Below are 15,747 nucleotides of genomic sequence, written 5' to 3' on the forward strand. Positions count from 1 at the left end.
AATCGGAATTTTTACTTTCTATTGCTTTGTACAAATTCTCAAAAGTATTGATATAAGTCTATTACAGAGTTTTTATTCATTATATCCTTTTATGAATTCTGACTACTTTTTATAACAATAGTAGTCAAATAGTAGTCAATTTCTAAAAAACGACTAACCACGATGGATTGAGTGGGATACCTTCTTTGGTAAGTGTATAGTATGATATTTTCCTCCTGGTCGAATCCAGTCTTTCACTCAAACCAAATTTGGGGTCAGTATCAAAGTTACACCATTACCAAGCTTTTCAACTCACCTCGGATTTCTTACATTATACCTTCTTGTTTCTTACTTATTTAATTTATATGACGATCTCTTCTCTATCTCTTGTGACTTTAAATTCTCCATAATAACATTAGCTAGGAAATCATATATAGGGTGGTCTTCTGGTATTACAGCTTTACTTATATCTTCTATTACTGTCCCGTCAGCAAGTATATGGACAACATTTATTTTCGTATTCTTTTTCATACAATCACTCTCTTTTTTATACTTTTACAGGATTTTCTTTAGCTTTCGGGAACTATTATAACTTTTTTTGGCTTTCTTCAATATTGCCAATATATTGTTCAAACTGATATGGATTAATATAATAAGTCCATTTTGAAGAAAGTTTTATAGCAGTTCCGAAAGGTAGTCTACCTAACTGCAATCCAACTCTTACAAAGGATGGTGTTTTACCCATTCTAAAAGCAGTATCACGAACTGTTATATTTTTCAAGATAACAAAACTCTCCTTTAATAGTTTAATTAACTACATTGTTTTTTATCAACCGGCTTTCTATTATCCGCTATCATGATTTTGTACACTATTTTACAACCGATTAAATATCCATTTTTAATGGCTTCTAGTATAAAGTTATTTATGTTTTTTTTGTTTCTAAGATGAACCTTAGGTAAAGAATTTATTAAACTCGCATTTTCCTTTATAAAGTATTCTCTTGCTTCAATTAATTTTTGATTTATTGTGTTAAGTGTATTCTCAAATTGATGATTTCTTATTTCTTGGAGGTTATTAAGCATAAATTCAATAAATATCCTTTCCCCTTTTTTCGTTGCTAGACTCGCTATCTCCATTAATGTTAAACCGCAATGTACTTTTCCTGAATAGTAGTTCTTGATACTTTGGAGAATGAATTGATTATTTAAAGTTGTTATTTCCTTTACCACTTCTTGAGTAGAAATCTCTTTTTGCATACGCATAAGCCCCCTTATATATTAACTCAAATTAGTATTTCCATATGTTTCTTAATTATGTTTTTACAATTAATTTTTTATGTAGGGTTTTGTGTTCTGCCCTTGTATTATCTGCAATTTTATATTCATCTTGAACTGTTTTTCTTCTTTCCCTTTCCTGCCTTATTCCATCTATCCGGCCCATTTCATAAACTGCAGCAAGGCCCCAATAAAACCCTTTATATCTTGTTATACTTTCAAAATACAATCTTTTTAATGAATTCAAGTCAATATTTCCAAAAGATTTAGATTTCCCAAATAAGAAATTCATTTTTTTAAGACCTTCTTTTGTTATAGAAGTTATCATATTTCAGTCCCTCCCTTATTTGCTTCCATAGCTTGTCCTATAGTTATGCCGTGTAAAAATGCCTGTTTACATGCAAAATCAATTATAAATGCATCTGATTTAGATTCAAGTTCGTCTATTTTCATAAGTATTTGAAGTTCTGATTCAGACAATTCCTTTCTTAGTTCTTCTTGAAGTGTGATTATTTCTTTATTTAAAGTTTTGTATTCATCGGTTTTTCCAACCTCTTCAGAAATGTCAAAAGCTATGTTCCTAACAAATTTACATATATTCATATATACATAAGCCCCTTTCATATTTTTATTTAAATAATCAAGTAGTCAAGGTTATCCCTGCTTATGCTTTTGTGGATTTAACGGGTTTCTCATTTGTAGTATAAGTCATTTCTTAAGTACTAAACAAATTTATGGAATTTAATAATTCAGAAGTTCATGATTAAAAAAGATTTCTTCTAAATCGATAGTCCTCCTTCGTTTTTATTGAACGAAGTCACCTAAAATGATATAATAGATTTCAAAAGAAGGTAACTTCTAATTGGAAATAGGGATTGTTCGCTTTGGTCGGGGAGCAATCTCTATTTTTTTTTGTCAAAATATTCTGAACATATAAGCCTTACAATAGATGCTAATGAAATATTTTTACTTTCAGCTTCTTTTTTCAATTTTTCGTATAATTCAGAAGGTATTTTGATATTTAATGCTTTATCATTCAAAAAAGTCACCCTCCTTTCAACTACAATATTACTACAATACTTGTAGTAAGTCAATAAATATTCCTAATTAATTATAAAAAAATATGGGAAATTTAATACTCTCAAACGACTAAAAAAAGAATGAGAAATTTATTACAAAAAGCAAGATGGAGAGTTTTTATAAAATTGATAAGGCCTGACTGACAGTCCGACCTAAACAAAGGCTGGGTATCACAACCAACCTTATTAAGTAACCCCACAGTTGTAGCAAATAGGATTGATGATGAAGAACGGTCTAAGTTCAACTTAGGTCGTCAGGGAAAGGCTATCAGTATTAATGAAATTGGTATTTCTAATTGTAAAAAGGGTAAAAACTTTCAACTTAAGGCAAGGTTAAATCACTTAGGACTTTCTCGGTTTTAAACGGAGAAAGCGCAGAAATCAGTTATAGGTATACTTAGTAAATTCAAATAATATAGAATACTTTAGGAAACCTTAAACCTCCGATTTAAAATCAGAGCATGTACAAAGTATAGTAACCTATTCTAAGCTCGTAAACGCCACGCTAGGCATTGAAGCAGGACAAAGAGACAAGTTTACCTACTATTTGCATTAATACCATCAGAGCCACTGAGATCAATATCAACGGCCTCAATTAATTCGCTTCCCCCAAATTCATATTGTTCAATATCACAAATTAATATCAAATTACCTTTTGAATCAATAATTTTACTTTTAAATATATATAATGTAACAACTCCTTCAGAATTACGATCTCCATTCTCACTGTCGGTTCTATTATATTTATATCTTAAATACCTATCTGATGCCAATAATTCATTTCTTTTTGCGTTGTTTATTTCAAATACAGTTTCAGATAAAATTGAACTACTAAATGGATCTTGATCAATTACAACAATCCATACTCTATTTTCTCCATTAGATATATCCTCAAATGAGCCTCCAGAAAAAAATTCCTCCCAGTTAATATCAATTAGCATAATACGTCTCCTTTTTCTTTATCTGTTTACCAGTGTTTATACTACATCTTCAATTTTTATTATTGCTCTACGATATCGGGGTGAATTTGATTTATATCCATTTTGCACATTAAAAATATCACCCTTAATCCTTATACTTGTTACATATTTAACATCAAATTCTCGCCAATTGCCACCGGCGACTAAGGGGTTCGAGGAATCGCCCTGAATCTGGAATAAATCAAATAAAATATTGTTTGTAGAAGTATGTACATACAGTGCGTGAGGATAACCAATTCTTTCACCTTTTGCATTGTCTCCAGGTGTATCATATTTTAAAACTACTGACTTTCTTAACTTTATCGCCTCAGATAAAATATTTATAATCTCTCTACTAATCAATCGCTTTATCCCCCTTTAATATCTACTGCAATAGAAAAATATACAAATATAAATTAGTTTATTTGAAATAAGTTTCTATTAACTGATTCCACTTTTATTTAACTTTTTTTCCAATCGAGCCCTCTTTTTCGCTTCTTTTTCAAGCCTCTCTACTTCCCTTCGTGCTTCTGCAGCATCACGTCTTTGCTGATTTATTTCCTTATTTCTTGTATAGTCATCAATTACTTTTTTACCAAAAGGTGTTTCGGCCCATTCAAGAAGTTCATCCTTTGGGAACATATATTTGCCACCCTCTTTAATAATCGGTATCTTATAGTATAAAAATGCATGAGCTATTTCACGCATTTTCCCAAGAGAAATCCCCAGTAGATTTGAAGCTATCTCCGTATCCACTTTTTCCTTCTCTTCTTTTTCCTCTCTAAATTCCAGTCGAAATTTCTCATTTGCCCCGACAGGATTAATTGTAAATCTCAAATAATTGTTCAATATAGCCACAGGATCATCGTCATTACTAAACAGCCTCTCTCTATTACGTTTTTTTATTGCCTCAATTTTCTCGAATAGGTATGACATATTTACATTGTGGAGCCATGCCATTAAAGCTACTCTTGAAAATATATATTTCGAACCTATTTTGCGAAATGGAATTTCTTTATTATTACAGCCTTCAATAAGAGTTGATTTTGATATTCCTAACAATTTAGCTGCCTCTGTAGAGTCGAGAATTGGGTTTGTGACATCATTAAGTGGCTCAAGTGTAAACAATGCCAATAGCTTATTAATGCCTTCTAAAATTGCTATCTGACCATTTATAATTTCATTAACCTGTTCTTCATTCATTTAATGCTCCCATCCTTTCAGCACTTTAAGGTCTTACTATTATTTGAACAAAAATATATTTGAGAAGAAATGTCCAACTACTTGACACTTTCAACAGCATTCCAAAAATCATTTTCGTGTACAATTAGAATGCCCTTACCTGATTTCCTTAATGTAACGGCCTGTTCAACTTTTCTACCGTAACATGAGAAAGCCCAACATGGATTACCGTTATCGCCTATAATTAAATATTTTGTGTCTTTTGTTACAGTGTTCTTAAATTTACCTCCTAAAGATTCCACAATATTCTGAATATCAGCCCTTCTAAGCCTTGAGGAAACTCCGGTAAAACAAAACAATTCATTGCAAAAATTAATATTTGGATCTACGCTACACAATCCTTCAATTTTTATAATATCTTTCAGTTTATTTATTTCATCAATATCAATATTTACAGAACTATCAAAATCAATGAAATCACTAAAGAATACCTTAAGCATCAACTTTTCATTATAATCCAATTTACCATCTGATAACACTGAAGAAACAATTGAAAGCAGTTCATCATAAGGATAAAGTCCTTTTAAGTGGTGATTCTCAAAAATCCAGTTCTGCAGACCCTCAACTTCCTCTAAAGATATCTGATTGTCAGCCAATATTCCATGCATAATTCCATGCAGCTTCTGAATATCAGCTGTAATTACATTGTAATATTTGCTTGAACCCTTAAAATTGTTACAGGCCCATAATATATCCTGAATTTCATCTTCAGTAAGAACGTTATCTTCAAGAGATGTTTGGATCAGTGGGATAAGTTCATCAAAAGGCTTTTTATAAATCATTTCTTTATATTGATCGCACCAATTCATAAGTTCAACTACTTCAGCTGTATTTATCTCTCCATCAATTTTAATGCCATTAATTATTCCTTCCAACATGTTTATTGCTTTATCAAGTTCACTTTTAAATGTATATTTCGCATATTCCATATCTTCATAATTTGCAATAGACATATAAACCCCTCCTTATACGTGTACATATTATTAATCTACTATATATTCCCATATTATACAAGTCTTGATATAACAATGTTAGAATAGCTTGAGTTTACTGCTGTCACTTTTTGGGAGAGTAAATAAATATAAGGAGTAATAGAAATAACAAAAAATCAACATTTACGTTTAGATTAAAACAATGTATCCTGTATATAACACATCTTGATTCAAATCAAAAAAATGTGTATTGTAATACCACGCAAAAAACGGGCGAAAGCCCGTTTTTTGTTTTACAGAAAAATAAGCCCCCACCGGAATGAGGGCTTTATGTTATGCTCCAAGGGTACGAACTTTGTACGTATCCTTATGTAGCTCTTCACTGTTTGTTTTTAAGGATTCTTTTTTAAATACAACCCTCTGTACTTTCTGTTGTATATGCCACCAAAAGTCCAAAACGTGAATATTTACGGATTTGTTCTTTGATATATCAGTTAATATATACACATTTTGCTTTTGCCCGCTATTATCTTTATACTCACTGACGATAAAATAGTCGTTAGCATTTCCCCACTTCGGAAAGGATGGACTGGCAGTCTGACCTTTAAAAGATATAACTTTTGTGTGTTGACCGCTTTTTAAAGGTTAGTTCTGGTATCCAACCTTTCAGAGTTCTTCAAAACCTCTAATATAACCCTTATTTATTACTGTTTGTTAAGTTTAACCGCAAAGAAAAAGCTTGAATGTATGACCCCATTGGAATACAGACAGCATCTAGCTAGCTAGATGGTATAAAAACGACTCCAACCATCATTAAATGATTGACGTCATAAAGAATTTTATATTTTTCCACTGTCTACTTAAGGGAGCAGATTGTTTCTCCCTGAGGGCTCTTTCTATTTTTAGTCTAATATTATATCTAGCAAACCGTAATTCTCTAGCTTACCTAAAATACCATTAACTTTTGTTATAACATCATCCAAAGTTGCTGTGTTTGGTAATTTAGATGCAGTTTGCTTTGGAATAGGCTCTTTATCAAAAAAACCAACAGCTCCCACAATTTGCGTACCATCATAACCATTATAAATTCTTCAATGCTCTAATTATATCATCAAGTTTTCTATCTAGATTACCGGTATTTGAGTCTATACTACTTGTGTTTCCCTCTGTATAGCTTACTCTATTATTTATACAATCTAATTTATCATCTATGCTTTCGAGTTTTTCAAAGATGCTTTCCAATAAATTAATAACCGTCTCGTTATTAGACATAGTATCACACTCCCTTCTATTACATAATTCTACATAAAAGAGAAATATCCTTCTATTATCATTAATCGTTCCAAGCTCCTCACAATGATGCCAGAGCTTTAATATGTGCTATAGTGTGACAGTTTTCATTCGGGCTAATCGCTATAATTTAGAATTCATTTATCTCTTTTTCTCAAGGGTTGGGTTAAAGCTCTATCAATATCCCACCCTCTCATGAGCCGTTTCTTCAGTTGATAGTATGTCATACCCCTTAATCTTGCCCATTCAGCTACTGTTTTTGTCTCTCCATTATATGTAACAGATTCAACTGCAGATATAGGTTTTAATGCTTCATCAATGGCCAATCCTTTCTTAAGCCTGTGGCGAAAGAGCTCGTAATCAATACCATATTTATCTGCCGTTTGAGAAACAGTTAGTGTTTCCCCTTTATAGGTAATATGACGGTTTGCTGTCGTGTTATTGGCCTGAGTTTTTTTATCTACCCATCTACAATTTTCTTTATTATAGTTACCATTAACATCTATTCTATCAAGTGTCAAACCTTTTTTATAATCATCCAGCATATCATCCAGGAATCCCTCAAAGGTTTCCCATTTCTCACAATAAGTTATTCCTCGTCCTCCGTAATTTTTAAAAGACTTATTTTTAGGATTATTACATCTTTTCTTCATGTTAGCATGAACATTCCTTAAAGGAGACTGTGAAAGTCCATGCTTATAATTTGAACGCCCGCGTAAACAGCCACAGCTTGTTTTGTGCCCGCTTCGTAAATATGATGTTTTTGATATAGTTTCGTTCCCGCATTCGCATTTACATAGCCATTCGTATTCTTTCTTACCTCTTCCAAGCCCTTTAACGACAGTAAGAATGCCATACTTTTGACCTTCTAAATCTATCACCTTTGCCATATTACGCTCCTAAAGTTATTTCAGATTATACCAACAGTTGCTCTGATCCTTTTTACAAGCCTCTCATACAAATCCTCTTCATCTTTCCAAATAATGTGGTTTATCTGTTGAGTATCAAAATGAGGATTAAACATGTCTGCTTTGCATGTCATAATTACATCTTTTTTCAGTCCTCGAGCATATCCAGCTTCATAATATACCCCTCCTCTTCCCCCTGTAAAATCAGCAACAACAAATCTACAGTTTTCTATTTCATAGAGAATTTCCGGAACAATAAAGCTGTTGTACTCCTTTTCATCAATAATTACAGGGATGTATCCACAGTATTTTATGGCTTGTATTATTTTACCCCTTGCTGCTGCCATGCTCTGATCAAACCACATTGCAATGAATGCTTGAGGTAATGACTTGCTTTTAACCTCCTGAACCATGCTCCATGCTAGCGCTGTTAAAGTATAGTACCGGTTATTGTCATACGATACTATCCTTTTGATATAACCATTTTCTATGAGAATATTAAGGATTTCATCCAATTGTGAAACGGCATACGTCGTGTCATATCCTTGATCAATAAAGAACAGAGGATACACCTTACTATATTGAGCCTCTTCAACACCAAATTCGCCGCCAATAAAACCAATTTCATTTGATATATTGGTAATAACCATTTCTATTTGTTCATTGATGTTTTTAGGGTAAAGTTTTAATAAGGAATTGACATTTATTAATTGATAATTATTAATAATCCCTTCATCCCAATCCGAAGATATAATATGTGGAATCGGTTTACCCTTTTCGCTATTATTATTAATCTTTTTAAAATACCAGTAAACACATGCTCTCACTTTAGGACCTGATGCAGGATCGCAAAATAGGTTAAGAGTATCAGCTTCTATAATAAATTTGCCACACCTTTTACATAGATAGTAATTTGCAAAATAATTTGTAACCGGCTGTTCGTATGCATCCATACTGCAAACTGGGCATTTACAATTTATATTGGACATATAATTTTCTCCAATTTAAAGTAATATTTAATTTCCTTTATTTTACCACTTTTCACCTTAAATTTGGAGTTATCTTTATTATCAGTTTCTAAACATTACCTATTGCAGTGGCACAATACTATTTTCCGCTATGAGTTGAGCCAACATTTTAAAAAAACAGAACAAAAACAACTACCTTTGATTATGACTTTTTTACCACTTACTCGATGTCGGAGTTAATTCAGGGTAACATACTATTTTTCCAAACTGATTCAAGCAGCCTATTTTTAATAGGTTACGCTATTTTCTCTTCAAAACTGAGAAAAACTTGTGTTAAACATAGATATTTACGATATTCCTCAAAATGAACTTTATGAAGGTTGATACCGATAGCCCCTACCTTTGATGTGTTGCATTTTATTTCATATATGGCATTGTAAATAACCTATACTCGGTAACATATTTATCCTGATCCTGGAGAGCTTTTTATTATCCTATTATCGGGACCGTACCACGGTCATAAGCCAATATCTTTTATTACCGGCCAATCTCCATGGAATACCTTCCCTATCTGAATCCAGGTTTGACTTAAATTATAGTTTAGGCCGTAAATCTCGGAAAACTGCCTAAAATTATTAAACGAGTAGTATATGAAATGCGTATACAAAAGGAACCAATCATGCCGGGCATATTTAGGCAGGGGAAAAAAGGCTTTTTAATTTTTCAGCCCTATCAGCTATTATCGTATCAAGCCCAATTGGTCTTGCCATAATTCCTACTTACATGCACACGCGCGAGATAAAGTTATGTTTTCTTCTATTTTTAACCCCTCTTTGTAGTACCGGAGCTATTCATTTACGTCTGTATACAAATAACCTCAAAAAGGAATATAATTCAATTAAAGGGTTAAATAATACAATTTGGAGGTGCAAATCAGATGAAAAAATATATAGCCGGACTGATTACCGGCTTAATAATTGCAGTTTCTTTTACCACTTATGCAGCTGTACAACTAAAGGTAGTGCCAAATCCATACCCAGTATTCATAAATAACACAAAAACTAACGTACAGGGATATAACATAAATGGCTCAACCTATCTCAAGATCTCAGACCTTAAAGCTGTCGGCCTTGATGTCAAATTTACTGACAATAAGATTAATGTAACATCTGCCAATGAACCTAATAGTAACGTCCCCTCCGCAGAGCAATGCTATGCAAATAAAAATATAGATGGCTTTAAGGTATTTCAAAAAGACGGTAGGGAGTATATAAAGTATGGAGATGTTCTTAATTACTTCAGGGGTAAATATATAAGAGGATATAAGATTGGTGAAGCATCTGAAAAGCTTGATGAACCCGAAGTATGCGAACAAGATACCAAATATTGGAAATCCGTGTCTATAAAAATTATCAAAGAGTCAACTTCTAGAATAGCATTTTCGTATATTCCTTGTGAGTATGTATCAATTGATACTAGTGGAATGTTTACTGTATTTATAACAGTAGATGATTATCAAAAATATATTAAGCCACTAATAAATTTATCAATTGAAGAAATTTGGAATAAGGCACATTAGTGCCTTATTTTTAGTACGTAGTAATCAGTCCTAAATTCTCTAGCTGATGCATTAATCCATTTATTTTTGTTATAATTTGTGCTGTTGTCGCTGTACTTGGTAACAACTGTGCCGTTTGTTGAATAATAGGAGCTTTCCCATAAAAGCCGACATTACCATATACCTGCAAATCGTCTGTTGTTGTTGGCCCACTAATATAGTTATTAGCTCCCGAAATATAGTTATTACTTTCTTGGCTATTTATATTAACTCCTTGTGTTGCCTCAACGGTAAATGTATCCTGACAGACAACATTTAGCCCGGATGTGGAACTCAAAATCATACTACCCTGGTTATCCAAACTTATTGCTGATTTATTCGAGCCCCCATTATAAAAATTTAGACTTCTATACCCCGTCGGTAATTGATCCGAATCCCCAATATTAACTTCCTCATTTAAATTCGCTACACCGCCGTTAAGTTGATAGGCGAATATTTTTCCAGTAACTACATAATCCTGTCCCAAAGTTGTGTATAATTGTTGACTTGTCAATGCTCCTAAATCTGCAGCTGTTTGAGGTATAAAAGGCTGGTCAGTTAACTGCCCCCAACTAAGTCGGGCATCCGGGCCCATATTTACATTCCGTCCGAAAGTCAAATCCTGCATAGCATCCTCGTATACTAATTTAGCCCCATTTCTATCTATACAATAAATTGTAATTTTCCCTCCGACTGCATCTTCTTTTTGTGAAACCTGTCTATAGGCGTTCACAATATTTTCAACAGGTTGAATATTTGAAAAATCTCTTAATATTAGTTTCATTGCTAAATCTTGGCCCATACCCCTTGTTTTCAATTCAGAGTCGTTATGTACTATAGGAATGAAGCTATCTGTATGGCAATAGTCAACATAACCAGAGATATTATTTTCAACGTCATAGTAAGCAAGTATTGCAGCTATTGTGGTATACCCTGAATCACAGTATTTCTTTAAGTCAGGGTATCTTTTTAGATAATCTTCGTGGCACTTTCTTGACACATTTTGTACTAAAGTGAATATTTCATTTATAGGCGTTTGTTCACTTACTTCTTTCTTAACTTTTTTAGCCACATAATCCGCAGCCCCCTGTACACCAGAAGCGAATAGCAGAACATGCTCTGTTATTTTTGTAATCTTATTGTGGTTATCTGAAATAAGACTATTGCCTATATTTCTGATTCTTCCGTCTGAGGCTAGATATACGAAGTTCTTAGGGTTATTCATTGCTACACATAAACTCATTTTGGTAATCTCCTCTACTTATAAATAATTAATCTCATAACTCCAATATTAAGTATTTGGTATCACTTCATCGTAGAGATTTCTAAGTCTCAAATAAAACCATTCCAGTGTCGGAAATGGTACCAACCTCAATACGGATTCAATTATTTCATTCCGGAGATTGTAAAGTCTCCGAATCCAATTTTACTTGCTACCATTTTCTTTCGTAGTTCTTCTTATGCGTATTAAATAAATCTGTCAAGGGATACATATTTTTCATAATATTTAATTCTTTATTTTGGGAAAAAATGTACTCCAAAGAGTTCAAAAGTTAATGTGGGAATATTTTATTTACAGAGGTGGACACGTGGTATCCGAGGGCCTTAGTTTTTTATCATGCCATACCCCGGGGGGTATACATAGCCATATTGCTCTGATAATAAGTCAAATAACACTTCTTTTTTGATTTCCCCACGTTCTGCTTTCTTGTGGTACTCATCGGATAATGTAATAAGGTTCTCATCATCCAATCTTAAATCCCAATTGTCTTCAATAGGTATGATATGATGTGTTGATAAGTTAGTGTATACATATCTTGGTGGATTCTCTCTTAATGATAGTTGGCAAAGATATTTGTCTCTTTGCTTTATATCTTCACTCTTATTTCGCCACCTTCGAACAAACTGCTTAATTTAGCTTTTTCAGCTTTTATAATTTCATCTTTTGTCATATCCTCGTATGTCTTTGTTTTTGTCAATAAAATTCACCTCTTTTCAAATACTACACCCCCTATTGTAAAATCCCGTGTGTTAAATGTAGGTGGACACATGGTATTCACTGTTTCCCCACCATCGGGTTTTATGGGGGGGTTACGCCTACATGCATTTATCCTCCACTGGTATTACATTTCCTTGATCATCAAACCTATATCTAAGTTCAATAGGACTATAGCCATGTTCATTGAGCTCGTCAGCATTATGACAATCCAAGCAAAGATATTCTAAGTGCCTATGATTATTTGTTTATGTAATCAGGATCATCTGCAGTCTGACCCTGTTGGTTTATATTATTTTTCTCTGCTCTAACCACTCATTTTCAGCATTGAATTTATTAATCAGTTCATCCAAATTTGTTTTTACTGGTGGAGCAATTATTCCATAATCCTCTGCTAGAACTCTTAATTTATTGTTACGCTTAAGTTTACTTCTTGCCTTATTTATATGGTTATGTATGTCTCGCTCAGTAAGGTTATACTTTTTGCTTAAATATCTTATTGATAGCTGCTTGCCTAAATTTTCAAATATCAATTCTCTTGCTGGGCGGTCAGTAGTTTCTGTTAGTATTTTTTGTACTTCTGATTGAATAAAACTTAATTCTAAATCATCAACAAATTTCTCAGCTTCGGGATCCTGTATCATATCAATAAATTCAACATCTTCGGTATCATTATTTACCTTTGAATTAAGAGACATATTATTCTCATACCTTCTCATTTGGCCTTTTTTTCTTAATATCATCCAAACTATTGCATTACCCAAATATGAAATGAAAAGTATCTCACGTTCTGGTTGATAAGCCTTAACACAATTCAAAAGTACAAAATAACATTCCTGGAGGAAATCGTCTCTATCCTGCTTTGAAACGCTGTATCTAAAAATGAGCTTATGCATGATACCGATATTTTTGTCGTACAGAGCTTGTAAAGCTTGTTTATCTCCTTGCTTTGCCTTTAGTATTAATTCCTCATTAGTCATTGTAATAAGCCTCCTCGACATGGTATAATTGATATATAGAATTCGAGCCGAAAAGGCTTCTTTTTTTATGCCTTCATGTATGACTCATACTCCATTTTTATGAATTCAAGTGTTAATTCTTCCTGTTTGATATAGTCGTCTGTGTCTCTAATTCTGAAAATAAGTAGTTCATCTGTTTCAAACAAAACTTCGCATACTTCACGTTCTGGGCAAAAAGACGTTGAAATACTGCCGTCCTTAAAATCAATATTAATCTTAATTACGTTTTCTTCGCTACCGTCTCTTATTTCTTTTGGAATACTATCGTTAATGGGTATGTATTCAAAGGCTATATTCTTTACCCCATAAGCCCAAACATCATTTACCATTACAGTTTTGCAATTAAACCCCTTAACTGCTTTTTCTACTATTTTCATGTTGTATTTTTCTAACCTATTATTCATAATTTTTCTCTCCTTGTTATTAAAAATATTTATTTGAATCCGTCCCGGATTTCTTGGTCACTTACAACTACATTCCACTTTTTTAGAACATATATGTACTTAGCCATTGGTTCAAGTATCTCTAGTCTAATTTCAAGTACATATAAATCCTGTTCTTGAACTGTATCAAGAAAATCAGCGGCTTTGTTTTGACGTTCGATTAGCCTGTTATAGTTTTCTTTTATTGCAGCTATTATTTGGGGTGTAGGCTTAATGATATCCCATATCTCAAGTGAAGTACTCAAAAAGGCCGCCCCCTTTGTTCTCTGAAACTAATCCTTGGTTGTATGTTTAAACTTTTTCCTAATAGTCTGTATACCTGTCTTTTGATTTCATCTACTCCGGAAACTATAGGCGTTTTTTCTTCTACAAGATTAAGCTCTGATGCACTTGGTACATAATATTCTGATTTATGATCGCTGATTTGAGTACCATTATAGGTAAACTGCTCTCCTGCAGCACAATCACAATGAGCTACAAATGGCTGACTTAAAAGTTGTTCGTCCTTATACTCATATTGATGCCTATAGGTTAAATAACCTCTAGCATTACACTTGGGACAACTACAGCTAATGATTTCCTTGTTTCTGTTATCATATTTCCAATATTCTTGTAAAAATGAGGATATAGGTGGAAGGCTTTTACTATCAGCTCTTTTATACTGATCAATCAACTTGTCACATTTTTTAAAATCGAGGGTTCCCATAGACTTCATCCATTCAACCTTAACACCGTCGTCACCAAAGTTATGAAATGTAAATACTGCCTGTAACCGCTTTATTGTTCTATCAGCTTCACTCTTTGTCAAAATACTCATCCCCTATCTCGTCAAGTATGTGCTGATTACTGTCTGTACTTTTTGACTTTGCCTTTATACCTTTTTGGTTTGATACCTCTTTAAGTGTAAATATCCCTTGCCAACTATTTAATATTGATTGGTTTAGTACATCAATCTTAGATTGCTCATTGTCAGCAAGCCTGTCCAACTTTTTAAGTAATAAGTTTAATGCATATTCCGATTTAATTGGTTTTTTCAGCCCTTGCCTGAACCTTATAAATTCATTAATTGTATTTCTAAGGTCTGGGTTTGTTGTGTAATTATCAACTATAGATTGAAAAATTTTCGTGTTATTATATTTAGTATTTGTATTAGTATTTGTATTAGTATTTGTTGTACTGCATTTTTGAAGTAGGTCGTCCTCTATTTTTGAAGTAGGTGGCACTTCACTTATGAAGGTACTGCATTTTTGAAGTCCCTCTATTTTTGAAGTAAGTATAAAATATTTGTTCCCAATTCCTGCTACAGTCTCTTTTTTTAAATATCCTTTTCTTACCAATCCGTTTATGCTATTTATTAACGTTTTGTCATGTTTAACTTTACTTACATTTTTAAGTTGCTTGTAGCTAGGGAATGCATATCCTTTTACTTTGTTATTAAACCGTATTAAGGTAATTACTATTAATAGTTCTTCTTTGTTTAAATTCTCATCCTCAAATATGTAGTTTGGAATTACTGTAAAACCGTTTTCGCCCACTAAACCACCGCCCTAAATCTTTCTGAGCTTACCATATTGGGTTTTGTCTGCAATATTTTCCTCCATTACCGGGTTTTTAAGCCACTCTTCAAACCAATCAACATTTATTAAGTATTTTGCCCCGACTCTTACAAATTTGATTTTCCCTTGCTTCAATAAACTTCTTAGCATAGTAGGGTTTACTGCGGTCTGCGGATCATTTTCCTTAAAGTATGCTACTGTTTGTTCAACTGTTCTCATTTTAGCCGTTGCCATTTTCTAAGCCTCCCTTATTTCAAATAGATCATCAAAACATTTCCCTAACGCATCACATATTGCTTTTGCTGTTTTTGGTGAAGCACTACATTTTGAATTTTCTACATTAGATATGGTAGAATAATGTGTTTTGGACTTAATTGCTAAACCTCTTAAGCTTAGTCCCTTTTTTATTCGAAGCACTTTAATTTCTTTCCCTTTTGGAACTATTGAAATCATTCTTTTCCCTCCTTTTTATATCAAATTTGTTGATACGTTTTATAGCTTGTA

24 protein-coding genes are annotated in these 15,747 nt (G+C 32.9%); 1 reads left to right on the forward strand and 23 read right to left on the reverse strand.

Annotated features, from left to right (window positions below; translation table 11 throughout):
• Window positions 1–327: 327 nt before the first annotated feature.
• The 14 genes from CLO1100_RS10405 to CLO1100_RS20010 form a co-directional block, all read right to left on the reverse strand.
• Window positions 328–510, reverse strand: coding sequence for a hypothetical protein (locus CLO1100_RS10405; protein ID WP_014313713.1), 183 nt, complete (start codon window positions 508–510; stop codon window positions 328–330).
• Window positions 511–565: 55 nt separating this feature from the next.
• A complete protein-coding gene (locus CLO1100_RS10410; protein ID WP_014313714.1) occupies window positions 566–760 on the reverse strand; it encodes a hypothetical protein in 195 nt (64 codons plus the stop codon).
• A 29-nt stretch (window positions 761–789) separates the two neighbouring features.
• On the reverse strand, window positions 790–1,236 hold the full coding sequence (locus tag CLO1100_RS10415) for a hypothetical protein (protein ID WP_041700213.1): 447 nt from the start codon (window positions 1,234–1,236) through the stop codon (window positions 790–792).
• A 55-nt stretch (window positions 1,237–1,291) separates the two neighbouring features.
• Complete coding sequence (locus tag CLO1100_RS10420; RefSeq protein WP_014313715.1) at window positions 1,292–1,582, reverse strand: hypothetical protein; 291 nt, start codon at window positions 1,580–1,582, stop codon at window positions 1,292–1,294.
• The gene (locus CLO1100_RS10425) at window positions 1,579–1,857 is read right to left on the reverse strand and encodes a hypothetical protein (protein ID WP_014313716.1); all 279 of its coding nucleotides are present in this window, start codon (window positions 1,855–1,857) and stop codon (window positions 1,579–1,581) included. The genes CLO1100_RS10420 and CLO1100_RS10425 overlap by 4 nt, the downstream gene beginning before the upstream one ends.
• Before the next feature lie 299 nt (window positions 1,858–2,156).
• Complete coding sequence (locus CLO1100_RS20800) at window positions 2,157–2,294, reverse strand: CopG family transcriptional regulator (RefSeq protein ID WP_014313717.1); 138 nt, start codon at window positions 2,292–2,294, stop codon at window positions 2,157–2,159.
• A 575-nt stretch (window positions 2,295–2,869) separates the two neighbouring features.
• Window positions 2,870–3,274 (reverse strand): hypothetical protein, encoded by a 405-nt coding sequence (locus tag CLO1100_RS10430; protein WP_014313718.1) that lies wholly within the window; start codon window positions 3,272–3,274, stop codon window positions 2,870–2,872.
• Window positions 3,275–3,310: 36 nt separating this feature from the next.
• A complete protein-coding gene (locus tag CLO1100_RS10435; protein WP_014313719.1) occupies window positions 3,311–3,655 on the reverse strand; it encodes a hypothetical protein in 345 nt (114 codons plus the stop codon).
• Between the two features lie 78 nt (window positions 3,656–3,733).
• Window positions 3,734–4,495, reverse strand: coding sequence for a helix-turn-helix domain-containing protein (locus tag CLO1100_RS10440; protein WP_014313720.1), 762 nt, complete (start codon window positions 4,493–4,495; stop codon window positions 3,734–3,736).
• 77 nt (window positions 4,496–4,572) lie between these two features.
• Window positions 4,573–5,487, reverse strand: coding sequence for a BRCT domain-containing protein (locus CLO1100_RS10445; protein WP_014313721.1), 915 nt, complete (start codon window positions 5,485–5,487; stop codon window positions 4,573–4,575).
• A gap of 881 nt (window positions 5,488–6,368) precedes the next feature.
• Complete coding sequence (locus CLO1100_RS20805) at window positions 6,369–6,524, reverse strand: hypothetical protein (RefSeq protein ID WP_187288889.1); 156 nt, start codon at window positions 6,522–6,524, stop codon at window positions 6,369–6,371.
• Window positions 6,525–6,546: 22 nt separating this feature from the next.
• Window positions 6,547–6,738, reverse strand: coding sequence for a hypothetical protein (locus CLO1100_RS10450; RefSeq protein WP_014313722.1), 192 nt, complete (start codon window positions 6,736–6,738; stop codon window positions 6,547–6,549).
• Between the two features lie 155 nt (window positions 6,739–6,893).
• Window positions 6,894–7,646 carry a hypothetical protein gene (locus tag CLO1100_RS10455; protein WP_014313723.1) on the reverse strand — a complete coding sequence of 251 codons (753 nt, stop codon included), beginning with the start codon at window positions 7,644–7,646 and terminating at the stop codon, window positions 6,894–6,896.
• 20 nt (window positions 7,647–7,666) lie between these two features.
• A complete protein-coding gene (locus tag CLO1100_RS20010) occupies window positions 7,667–8,653 on the reverse strand; it encodes a hypothetical protein (RefSeq protein WP_014313724.1) in 987 nt (328 codons plus the stop codon).
• Window positions 8,654–9,569: 916 nt separating this feature from the next.
• Here CLO1100_RS20010 and CLO1100_RS10465 point away from each other — a divergent pair.
• A complete protein-coding gene (locus tag CLO1100_RS10465) occupies window positions 9,570–10,211 on the forward strand; it encodes a hypothetical protein (RefSeq protein ID WP_014313725.1) in 642 nt (213 codons plus the stop codon).
• Between the two features lie 10 nt (window positions 10,212–10,221).
• Here CLO1100_RS10465 and CLO1100_RS10470 read toward each other — a convergent pair whose 3' ends face one another.
• The 9 genes from CLO1100_RS10470 to CLO1100_RS10510 all read right to left on the reverse strand — a co-directional run bounded on the left by CLO1100_RS10470 (window position 10,222) and on the right by CLO1100_RS10510 (window position 15,696).
• On the reverse strand, window positions 10,222–11,472 hold the full coding sequence (locus CLO1100_RS10470; RefSeq protein ID WP_014313726.1) for a 20S proteasome subunit alpha: 1,251 nt from the start codon (window positions 11,470–11,472) through the stop codon (window positions 10,222–10,224).
• Between the two features lie 362 nt (window positions 11,473–11,834).
• Entirely contained in the window at window positions 11,835–11,981 is a 147-nt protein-coding gene (locus CLO1100_RS20810) for a hypothetical protein (RefSeq protein ID WP_187288890.1), read from the reverse strand.
• Between the two features lie 531 nt (window positions 11,982–12,512).
• Window positions 12,513–13,205 (reverse strand): sigma-70 family RNA polymerase sigma factor, encoded by a 693-nt coding sequence (locus CLO1100_RS10480; protein ID WP_014313727.1) that lies wholly within the window; start codon window positions 13,203–13,205, stop codon window positions 12,513–12,515.
• Between the two features lie 65 nt (window positions 13,206–13,270).
• Complete coding sequence (locus tag CLO1100_RS10485; protein WP_014313728.1) at window positions 13,271–13,648, reverse strand: hypothetical protein; 378 nt, start codon at window positions 13,646–13,648, stop codon at window positions 13,271–13,273.
• A 29-nt stretch (window positions 13,649–13,677) separates the two neighbouring features.
• On the reverse strand, window positions 13,678–13,932 hold the full coding sequence (locus tag CLO1100_RS10490) for a hypothetical protein (RefSeq protein WP_014313729.1): 255 nt from the start codon (window positions 13,930–13,932) through the stop codon (window positions 13,678–13,680).
• On the reverse strand, window positions 13,929–14,504 hold the full coding sequence (locus CLO1100_RS10495) for a hypothetical protein (protein ID WP_014313730.1): 576 nt from the start codon (window positions 14,502–14,504) through the stop codon (window positions 13,929–13,931). Before CLO1100_RS10495 ends, CLO1100_RS10490 begins: the two co-directional genes overlap by 4 nt.
• Window positions 14,482–15,222 carry a helix-turn-helix domain-containing protein gene (locus tag CLO1100_RS10500; RefSeq protein WP_014313731.1) on the reverse strand — a complete coding sequence of 247 codons (741 nt, stop codon included), beginning with the start codon at window positions 15,220–15,222 and terminating at the stop codon, window positions 14,482–14,484. Before CLO1100_RS10500 ends, CLO1100_RS10495 begins: the two co-directional genes overlap by 23 nt.
• Before the next feature lie 12 nt (window positions 15,223–15,234).
• Window positions 15,235–15,477 (reverse strand): helix-turn-helix domain-containing protein, encoded by a 243-nt coding sequence (locus tag CLO1100_RS10505; protein ID WP_014313732.1) that lies wholly within the window; start codon window positions 15,475–15,477, stop codon window positions 15,235–15,237.
• Window positions 15,478–15,480: 3 nt separating this feature from the next.
• A complete protein-coding gene (locus tag CLO1100_RS10510) occupies window positions 15,481–15,696 on the reverse strand; it encodes a helix-turn-helix transcriptional regulator (RefSeq protein WP_014313733.1) in 216 nt (71 codons plus the stop codon).
• Window positions 15,697–15,747 lie beyond the last annotated feature (51 nt).

Source organism: Clostridium sp. BNL1100 (genome assembly GCF_000244875.1).
In the GTDB taxonomy this organism is placed as follows: domain Bacteria; phylum Bacillota; class Clostridia; order Acetivibrionales; family DSM-1351; genus Ruminiclostridium.

Coding starts and splice junctions, on each gene's coding strand:
- CLO1100_RS20010 (WP_014313724.1), bottom strand. CDS start 8,653: ATGTCCAATATAAATTGTAAATGCCCAGTTTGCAGTATGGATGCATAC.
- CLO1100_RS10495 (WP_014313730.1), bottom strand. CDS start 14,504: ATGAGTATTTTGACAAAGAGTGAAGCTGATAGAACAATAAAGCGGTTA.
- CLO1100_RS10455 (WP_014313723.1), bottom strand. CDS start 7,646: ATGGCAAAGGTGATAGATTTAGAAGGTCAAAAGTATGGCATTCTTACT.
- CLO1100_RS10430 (WP_014313718.1), bottom strand. CDS start 3,274: ATGCTAATTGATATTAACTGGGAGGAATTTTTTTCTGGAGGCTCATTT.
- CLO1100_RS10420 (WP_014313715.1), bottom strand. CDS start 1,582: ATGATAACTTCTATAACAAAAGAAGGTCTTAAAAAAATGAATTTCTTA.
- CLO1100_RS10450 (WP_014313722.1), bottom strand. CDS start 6,738: ATGTCTAATAACGAGACGGTTATTAATTTATTGGAAAGCATCTTTGAA.
- CLO1100_RS10505 (WP_014313732.1), bottom strand. CDS start 15,477: ATGGCAACGGCTAAAATGAGAACAGTTGAACAAACAGTAGCATACTTT.
- CLO1100_RS10510 (WP_014313733.1), bottom strand. CDS start 15,696: ATGATTTCAATAGTTCCAAAAGGGAAAGAAATTAAAGTGCTTCGAATA.
- CLO1100_RS10465 (WP_014313725.1), top strand. CDS start 9,570: ATGAAAAAATATATAGCCGGACTGATTACCGGCTTAATAATTGCAGTT.
- CLO1100_RS10470 (WP_014313726.1), bottom strand. CDS start 11,472: ATGAGTTTATGTGTAGCAATGAATAACCCTAAGAACTTCGTATATCTA.
- CLO1100_RS10485 (WP_014313728.1), bottom strand. CDS start 13,648: ATGAATAATAGGTTAGAAAAATACAACATGAAAATAGTAGAAAAAGCA.
- CLO1100_RS10405 (WP_014313713.1), bottom strand. CDS start 510: ATGAAAAAGAATACGAAAATAAATGTTGTCCATATACTTGCTGACGGG.
- CLO1100_RS10425 (WP_014313716.1), bottom strand. CDS start 1,857: ATGAATATATGTAAATTTGTTAGGAACATAGCTTTTGACATTTCTGAA.
- CLO1100_RS10440 (WP_014313720.1), bottom strand. CDS start 4,495: ATGAATGAAGAACAGGTTAATGAAATTATAAATGGTCAGATAGCAATT.
- CLO1100_RS10415 (WP_041700213.1), bottom strand. CDS start 1,236: ATGCAAAAAGAGATTTCTACTCAAGAAGTGGTAAAGGAAATAACAACT.
- CLO1100_RS10480 (WP_014313727.1), bottom strand. CDS start 13,205: ATGACTAATGAGGAATTAATACTAAAGGCAAAGCAAGGAGATAAACAA.
- CLO1100_RS10445 (WP_014313721.1), bottom strand. CDS start 5,487: ATGTCTATTGCAAATTATGAAGATATGGAATATGCGAAATATACATTT.